The 3271-nt window shown below is 69.8% G+C and carries 6 protein-coding genes and 1 pseudogene; 1 reads left to right on the top strand and 6 read right to left on the bottom strand.

All coding sequences use genetic code 11. The features are described from left to right. The 6 genes and pseudogenes from PKE44_RS17000 to PKE44_RS16975 form a co-directional block, all read right to left on the bottom strand. Positions 1-338 (bottom strand): annotated as a pseudogene (locus PKE44_RS17000) (hypothetical protein); the annotation flags it as partial. Then, positions 331-1059 carry a type-F conjugative transfer system secretin TraK gene (locus PKE44_RS16995; RefSeq protein WP_324553634.1) on the bottom strand — a complete coding sequence of 243 codons (729 nt, stop codon included), beginning with the start codon at positions 1057-1059 and terminating at the stop codon, positions 331-333. The gene PKE44_RS16995 and the pseudogene PKE44_RS17000, both read right to left, overlap by 8 nt. Beyond that, the gene (gene traE, locus PKE44_RS16990) at positions 992-1615 is read right to left on the bottom strand and encodes a type IV conjugative transfer system protein TraE (RefSeq protein WP_096447969.1); all 624 of its coding nucleotides are present in this window, start codon (positions 1613-1615) and stop codon (positions 992-994) included. Before traE ends, PKE44_RS16995 begins: the two co-directional genes overlap by 68 nt. Further along, positions 1612-1902, bottom strand: coding sequence for a type IV conjugative transfer system protein TraL (traL, locus tag PKE44_RS16985; protein WP_291555801.1), 291 nt, complete (start codon positions 1900-1902; stop codon positions 1612-1614). The genes traE and traL overlap by 4 nt, the downstream gene beginning before the upstream one ends. 13 nt (positions 1903-1915) lie before the next feature. Then, positions 1916-2212, bottom strand: a complete 297-nt coding sequence (traA, locus tag PKE44_RS16980) for a TraA family conjugative transfer protein (RefSeq protein ID WP_324553630.1) — start codon at positions 2210-2212, stop codon at positions 1916-1918. Positions 2213-2260: 48 nt separating this feature from the next. After that, entirely contained in the window at positions 2261-2749 is a 489-nt protein-coding gene (locus PKE44_RS16975) for a lytic transglycosylase domain-containing protein (RefSeq protein ID WP_324553636.1), read from the bottom strand. Between the two features lie 337 nt (positions 2750-3086). On the opposite strand from PKE44_RS16975, the gene PKE44_RS16970 reads away from it, so the two are divergent. Then, on the top strand, positions 3087-3271 hold a 185-nt coding region (locus PKE44_RS16970; protein WP_324553627.1), incomplete at its 3' end, for a hypothetical protein.

Here is a 3271-nt window from a genome sequence, read left to right as displayed (position 1 = left end):
TTGCGCTGCGCGAGGTCGCGCGAGCGCTGCTCGATCGCCTTCAGCTGCGCATCGGCCTGGCCACGCCACGCGTCGCGAGGATCGACCTGCGCACCCGGCGCGAGGATGTTCGTCGACTGCGGCTTCGCGGGCTGCGCGTCGTTGCCTTTCGTGCCGGTCAACGAGACCGACAGCAGCGTGCCGGCCACGATCGTGCCGGCGATGCCGGCGAGCAGCAGGACCTGACGGCGCTTGATGGCTGCAGCCGTTGGCTCCGCCGGGGCCGACGGGGACCCTTGCCCCGACGGGTGAGACGCGCCGGTCGGCGACATGCCGGGCGGCAGGACGGGATCAGTCATCGGCGCGGCGCTCCCGGATCACGAAGAGCTGCGTGGTCTCGCCCGGGCGCAGGGCCGCCTGCTCGACGCTCACGGCCATCACGCCGCGCTTGAAGAGATCGCGCTCGGCGAGTTCGAGCGCGGACGCGCCGGTGTTGACGAGCTGGTACTTCTCGCCGACCACGCCGCTGCCCAGCCACTGGCGCTGCAGCGTGAGCCTCGCGCCGGGCCACAGGGTCAGTTCGCGCCCGGGCTCGCGCACCTCCATGTCGTCGGGCAGCGCGTCCTCGGCCATCGCGAGCAGGAGGTTCTTCATCGTGCGCACGTGACGGCCGCTGCGCTCGATGCGTGCGGGTCCGGTCGCGGCGTCGCGGGCCTCGCGGATCACGATGGCGTCGCTCGGGGTGTCCACCGGCTGCAGCAGCAGCCCGATCGTCGAGCGCTCCGTGCTGACGAAGAGGTTGATGGGCTTGGTGCTGTCCGGGGAGACCGGCCGGATGAAGACCTGGCCCTTCTCGTCGTCCTTCTCCAGCACGAATTCGCCGGCGTTGCCCGTCACCTTGCGGATGCGGCCACGATCGACGGAGATGCGCGTCACCTCCTTGCGCGAGACCTTGGCGAGCACGGTCTCGCCGTCGCGCGCGTCGACGACCTGCAGCGCCAGGGCGGGCTGGCTAGCGGCCAGTGCCAGCAGCAGGAGCCAGGCGAAGCTGGGACTGAGCTTGGATTTCGAGCGGGTCATTGGGACTGGTCTCCCGGAACGCCTTCAGAAAGATCCGGCCGCCGGCGTACTGCAGCTCGATGGCGTAGCCCTTCGAGACCTCGGACACGCGGCGGTCGCTGATGAATGTGGTGAGCAGGCCGCGCACGCCCACACGCTGGGTGCGCTCGTCGACGGCGAGGTCCTGCGCGCTGAACACGGTGGAGGCGCCGTCGCGCTTGACGCGCTCGGCGGCGGTGGCCAGCACGCTGCGCAGCTCTCCGTAGGAGGCCGGCGCGGCGTACTGGAGCAGCACCCGGGACTGGTGGTCGATGCTCTGCGGCGTGACGTTCAGCGTGAGCTGCAGGAGGAAATAGGCCATCTGTTCGAGGTACTCGGCGCTCACGCGCTCGGACTCGACCCAGAAGGTCTTGTTGATGCTGGGCGGCACCACCACCACGCGCTCGCGGCCGGCCATGTGCATCGCGAAGGCCGCCAGCGTCACGTTGGCGAGCATCGAGCAGGCGAGCAGCAGCACGAGCAGGGCGCTCGCGCGGCGCGCGCTGGCGATGTCGGCGCGCAGCCAGTCGAGCTTCATCCGGCCAGCTCGCGCAGGTAGGAAGGCGGGGTGCGCTTCAGGCCCGTCATGAAGGCCGGCAGGTGCCAGTACAGCAGGTGCAGCGCGAAGGCGGGGTGCTTGCCCGCCTTCGCGCGACCGTAGGCCGAGGCGAGCAGCAGGCCGACGGCGCAGCCGCTCACGAAGAAGCCCGCGACCATGCCCGCCAGCGCGGCCCCCAGCACCAGCAGGGCCACGTCGATGTCCCACCAGAACATGCGCGGCGGGTCATTGAGACGGCGGGGGATGTCGAGGGACGCGTCGATCACGGCACACGCCCCGTCAGATCACGGCGGTCATGATCGAGTCGATGATGGTCGGCACGTAGACCATGAAGAGCGCGAAGACGACGCCGGCGAGCGCCGGGATCGGCGAGGAGCGCGCGATGCCGATGCCCGCACCGAGGATGAAGGCGGCAATCGCGATCGACTTGCCCAGGAAGCCGGTCGCCCAGTTGAGCAGGGTCGTGTACATCGTCTGGAACTCGGTACCGGTGGTGCCGGCCAGGGCCGAGCCGGCGGCGAGCGTCAGGACGAGGGCGATGGGAACGGCAGTGCTGCTGCGGCGGATCAGAGTCATGGTGTGGTGTCTCGTGGTTGGGTGGAGAGGAAGTGCTCGGGCGAGCGGTCAGGGCAGGGTTGCGACCACCGGTGCTCGGTGATCGCCTCGGGTGACGGCGGTACGGGTGGCGCCGTGGCGAGCGCGATGTGCGCTGTCGTTGGCGCTGCGCAGGTGGCGGCGGACCTTGTCGACGTAGGCGCGGCGCAAGGCGGGATTGACGGCGTTGTAGGCGCCGACCGCATCCCACGTGTAGCCCAGCCGCTGGACGTTGCCGGCGAGGATCCAGGCGCCGACGTGGATGCTGGTGCAGGGGTCGAAGAGATCTCGCTCGCCGATGCCGTGGGCGGCCAGCGTGGGCAGCCACGCCGAGTTGATCTGCATGAGCCCGATGTCGCGCGTGCCGTTGCGGTTGCGTCCAACGGCCTGCGGGTCGAGTGCCGATTCGGTGCGCGCGATCGCGTAGAGCAGCTCGCTGCTGACGCGGTAGCGCGCGGCCGCCTCGTCCCAGCAAGCGTGGGCGGGCAGGGCCGCGAGCGTGACGATCGCGGTGATCAGTGCTGCCGTCGGTGCCCAGCTCGCTGTCTTGCGCAATCGGAACCCCCTTCACGTTGGCGCGGAAGTGCGGCGCATCGAGCGAGCCGCATTGCGTTGCCATCCTAGGGAGCGAGCACGTGTGAATCAGGCTCCATCGGGACTTCGATGAAGCCCCGAATCCGGCTTGCATCGGCGCGGAATCTCTGCCGCCGATGTGCGACGAGCGGCTGATGCGAGGAGCCGACGCTGCGGCGTGGCTCACGACGAAGCTCGGTCGAACTCGTCAAGAGGACATCGGGTCCTCGTCGAGGCTTCGATCGAAGCTGATGGCCGTCAAGCCGCCCGGAATACTGGTCGAATGACCTTCAACGACACGCCCTCCGGGTCTGCGTCGCCGCGAGCGATCGGGTCGCCCTTCGTGTCCGAGCGGCCGGCGCTCTGCGCGCAGGCGATCATCGATCGCAGCGGGGCGGCGAACCTGATCGTCCTGCTTCGCGTCAGGATGGGGTTTCCGGCGGAGAGCTTCGCGCTGGCGGCGCGGCC

The organism is Plasticicumulans sp., from assembly GCF_035331805.1.
In the GTDB taxonomy this organism is placed as follows: domain Bacteria; phylum Pseudomonadota; class Gammaproteobacteria; order Competibacterales; family Competibacteraceae; genus Plasticicumulans.
The sequence above is the reverse complement of the archived record's forward strand: the minus strand, read 5'-3'. Positions and strand labels throughout refer to the sequence as shown.